Below are 3,023 nucleotides of genomic sequence, written 5' to 3' on the forward strand. Positions count from 1 at the left end.
AGTCCTCACGGGACGACACCGTTGTGGGCGTCAGGCCTCCACGGCCGTCCCTCCGGGACGCGGTCTCACGTCAGTCCTCGCAGGACAAGCGAAGGAAGCGTTCCCGAAGGGGGCCTGTCATGGAAGGTAGGCCCATCAGCGGACCACCCGACGGCCGAGTCCGGCGGCCGTCGACCGATCCGCCCTGGTGTCTGGAGGGATGGCGTGCCGAACCCCCCGCAGATCGAGCGGCTGCTCCGAGGTGCCGCGCTGCGCGTCACCACGCCGCGCAAGGCGGTGCTGGCCGCCGTGCACGACCATCCGCACGCCGACACCGACTCCCTGCTGGCGGCGACCCGGGCGCGGGCCGGCTCGGTGTCACACCAGGCCGTCTACGACATCCTGCGCGCCCTCACCGCCGCCGGCCTCATCCGGCGCTTCCAGCCCGCGGGGTCGGTCGCCCGCTACGAGGCCCGGGTCGGTGACAACCACCACCACCTCGTGTGCCGCTCCTGTGGCGCGATGAGCGACGTCGACTGCGCCGTCGGGGACGCGCCCTGCCTGACCGCCTCCGACGACGGCGGATTCCGGGTCGACGAGGCCGAGGTCGTGTACTGGGGCACCTGCCCCGCCTGCCAGTTCCCGCCCACCGCGCGCTGAGCGGGCCCCGGACCGGAGCCGCCCCGCCCGCCCGTACCCGGGGCCGCCCGCACCATGCGGTGCCGGGTGACCCCGGCGGCCGTTGTGGTCAGCGGCGATCGCGACGGTGCTCCCGCGGCGTTTACGGCGCGCCGGGCCGGGCATCTGATCACCATGATGCTGATGCGCGCCCCCGGGGTGTACCGGGCCGAGAGCGACACCGAGGTGTTGATCGCCGAGATGCACCGGGGCGCGTACGCCACCGGGCGCCGGGTGCTCGACCTGGGCACGGGAACCGGTGCCGTCGCGCTGGCGGCCGCGCGCGCCGGCGCGTCGTCGGTCACGGCCGTCGACCTCTCGGCCCGCTCCGTGGCAGCGGCCCGACTCAACGCAGGGCTGGCCGGCCTGGCCGTCGACGTCCGGCGGGGCGACCTGTTCGCACCTGTCGCCGGGGAGCGCTTCGACCTGGTGGTGAGCAACCCGCCCTACGTCCCCGCGCGGACGCAACGGCTGCCGCGGCACGCCCGCGCCCGCTGCTGGGACGGCGGGACGGACGGCCGCGCGGTGCTCGACCGCATCTGTTCGGGCGCCGCCGACGTGCTCTCCGACGACGGGCAGATCCTGCTCGTCCACTCGGCGCTGTGCGGCACCCGGACGACCGTGGACGCGCTCGGCGACGCCGGGTTCGCGCCGACCGTGCTGACCCGGGTGCGGATCCCGTTCGGTCCCGTACTGCGCGCCCGGGCGGCGATGCTGGAGGAGCGCGGGATGATCGCCGCGGGCGAGCGTGTGGAGGAGCTCGTGGTCGTCGCCGGCATCCGCGGTGAGAAGGCGAGCCGCGCAGACGATCTCCGCACTCGTGAACTACGCGGTTCAGATCGATAAAGTGGGACGAGCTGGCCTGTAAGCCGGAGACTAATCAGCCCTTCCCCCGACCTGCGACGACGTCCGAAGAATGCCCTCTGAGCTGCCGTTTTACCGTTGGCAAACGGTGGCTCGCGATGGCCGTTCGTGGACCTCTTGCGGACTGTCTGCGGACTGACGGAGATCCACTTCTGTCCTGAGTGGACGGTCAGACCTCGGGGCGCTCGCCCTGTTCGCGTAGCTGGGTCTCGACCTCCGACCACCGAAACCGGTACCGGCCGCCCGGCGTGGTGACAGCAGGCGTCAGTAGGCCGCGGGCGACCCAGCGGCCGACCGCGCGCGGGGTGACACCCAACCGGCGCGCAACCTCCCCGGACGTCAGCAGCTCCTCGTCAGGCACGTGCTGACGGTAGGTCTCCGACTCGGCCGATCGGGCGCCTTAGTCGCATCGGTCGCATCGGTCGCGTTACGGTCCTGTAGTCACAAGGCGGCCCCGGCGCGACGACGCAACCGTCGGCCGGGGCCTTGACCGGATGGAGGTCCGGCCCATGGCACACCCTGCCACCCCACCGAAGATCATCGACCGCTCGGCCGCGAGAGCTGCACTGCTGGCCCGGTTCACCGACGAGAGCGCGGGGCCGCCGACGGGTGTCGAGGTCGCGCTGCGCTGCACCGAGCACGGTGCGTTCCTGCTGTGGGTGAGCCCGCCCGCACCGCCGTGCCGGGTGGCGTGCCCGCCGTCGTGCTCGGCCGACCGGGCGCAGACATGACGGCCCGGACCCGGCAGGCTGGCCGCGTGACCCTCCTGACGTCCCGCGGTGTGCTGCGGGCCCGTGTCTGCGATCTCTGCGCGTGCCTGGTCGTGCTCGACGGCACCGAGCAGCACCGGCGCTCGCACGTCGATGCGATCTCCCGCATTGACCGCGAGAGATCCAGCGCGGCAATCCCCCGAGAGGACCTCACATCATGATGGAAACAGCGACCGTCGCCGAGCCGGATGCTCCACCGATCGATGCATCCGCGCTGTTGGACTGGATGACCGACAAACTCACGGCCGCGTTCACCGAGGACCCGTACCGCGCGGGCCTGGAGATGATCGGTGTCATCGTCCAGCAGCGTCACGAGATCCTGAAGCTCCGGGAACTCGTGGTGGCGCTCGGCGGTATCGAGATCCGGGACCTGTGATGCCTGCACCGATCCCGGGTGACCCGGACTACGACGCTGACGGTGATCTTCCGCTCACGCAGGAGAACTACGACGAGGAACTCGCGGACCTGCGGGTGAATTTCTACGCCCGCGAGAAGGCACGCGAGGACGCGGACGGTGCAAACAGCTCCGTCGACGGTGATCTTCCGCTCAAGACGTATGCCGTCGATGCGGAAGCCGATCGTCTCCGCGGCACACTGAGTCCTTCCCAGTAGCGATCGGCCGGGCCGGTTGATCACGTCGTCCGGCCGTGCTGGTGGTGAAGCAGGACGAGCGCCGCAGCGGTGATGGTGCCGATCCGCCAGGGGCACAGGCTCACCCGTCGCAGGGCCTTG

7 protein-coding genes and 1 pseudogene are annotated in these 3,023 nt (G+C 71.5%); 6 read left to right on the forward strand and 2 right to left on the reverse strand.

Annotation, left to right across the window (positions count from 1 at the left end; all coding sequences use genetic code 11):
- The first annotated feature begins 204 nt into the window (after positions 1 to 204).
- Positions 205 to 639, forward strand: a complete 435-nt coding sequence (locus Q1K26_RS28460) for a Fur family transcriptional regulator (protein WP_300019671.1) — start codon at positions 205 to 207, stop codon at positions 637 to 639.
- 162 nt (positions 640 to 801) lie between these two features.
- Positions 802 to 1,503, forward strand: coding sequence for a HemK2/MTQ2 family protein methyltransferase (locus Q1K26_RS28465; RefSeq protein ID WP_363320570.1), 702 nt, complete (start codon positions 802 to 804; stop codon positions 1,501 to 1,503).
- A 187-nt stretch (positions 1,504 to 1,690) separates the two neighbouring features.
- Here the strand turns inward: Q1K26_RS28465 and Q1K26_RS28470 are convergent, their stop codons facing one another.
- Positions 1,691 to 1,882 (reverse strand): helix-turn-helix domain-containing protein, encoded by a 192-nt coding sequence (locus Q1K26_RS28470; protein ID WP_300019675.1) that lies wholly within the window; start codon positions 1,880 to 1,882, stop codon positions 1,691 to 1,693.
- A gap of 148 nt (positions 1,883 to 2,030) precedes the next feature.
- On the opposite strand from Q1K26_RS28470, the gene Q1K26_RS28475 reads away from it, so the two are divergent.
- The 4 genes from Q1K26_RS28475 to Q1K26_RS28490 are packed head-to-tail and all read left to right on the forward strand — an operon-like array spanning position 2,031 to position 2,903.
- Positions 2,031 to 2,252 carry a hypothetical protein gene (locus tag Q1K26_RS28475; protein ID WP_300019677.1) on the forward strand — a complete coding sequence of 74 codons (222 nt, stop codon included), beginning with the start codon at positions 2,031 to 2,033 and terminating at the stop codon, positions 2,250 to 2,252.
- A 26-nt stretch (positions 2,253 to 2,278) separates the two neighbouring features.
- Positions 2,279 to 2,452 (forward strand): hypothetical protein, encoded by a 174-nt coding sequence (locus Q1K26_RS28480; protein WP_300019679.1) that lies wholly within the window; start codon positions 2,279 to 2,281, stop codon positions 2,450 to 2,452.
- Positions 2,449 to 2,667: a hypothetical protein gene (locus Q1K26_RS28485; RefSeq protein ID WP_300019681.1), complete on the forward strand. Its 219-nt coding sequence runs from the start codon at positions 2,449 to 2,451 to the stop codon at positions 2,665 to 2,667. The genes Q1K26_RS28480 and Q1K26_RS28485 overlap by 4 nt, the downstream gene beginning before the upstream one ends.
- The gene (locus Q1K26_RS28490; RefSeq protein ID WP_300019683.1) at positions 2,667 to 2,903 is read left to right on the forward strand and encodes a hypothetical protein; all 237 of its coding nucleotides are present in this window, start codon (positions 2,667 to 2,669) and stop codon (positions 2,901 to 2,903) included. Before Q1K26_RS28485 ends, Q1K26_RS28490 begins: the two co-directional genes overlap by 1 nt.
- A gap of 20 nt (positions 2,904 to 2,923) precedes the next feature.
- Here the strand turns inward: Q1K26_RS28490 and Q1K26_RS28495 are convergent.
- Positions 2,924 to 3,023, reverse strand: a pseudogene (locus Q1K26_RS28495) (IS5/IS1182 family transposase); the annotation flags it as partial.

This window comes from Pseudonocardia sp. (assembly GCF_029263155.1).
Lineage (GTDB): Bacteria > Actinomycetota > Actinomycetes > Mycobacteriales > Pseudonocardiaceae > Pseudonocardia.

What these genes read in the sequence shown, in the direction of transcription:
- Q1K26_RS28465 (WP_363320570.1), top strand. Translation starts at nt 802, where the DNA reads ATGCGCGCCCCCGGGGTGTACCGGGCCGAGAGCGACACCGAGGTGTTG.
- Q1K26_RS28475 (WP_300019677.1), top strand. Translation starts at nt 2,031, where the DNA reads ATGGCACACCCTGCCACCCCACCGAAGATCATCGACCGCTCGGCCGCG.
- Q1K26_RS28485 (WP_300019681.1), top strand. Translation starts at nt 2,449, where the DNA reads ATGATGGAAACAGCGACCGTCGCCGAGCCGGATGCTCCACCGATCGAT.
- Q1K26_RS28490 (WP_300019683.1), top strand. Translation starts at nt 2,667, where the DNA reads ATGCCTGCACCGATCCCGGGTGACCCGGACTACGACGCTGACGGTGAT.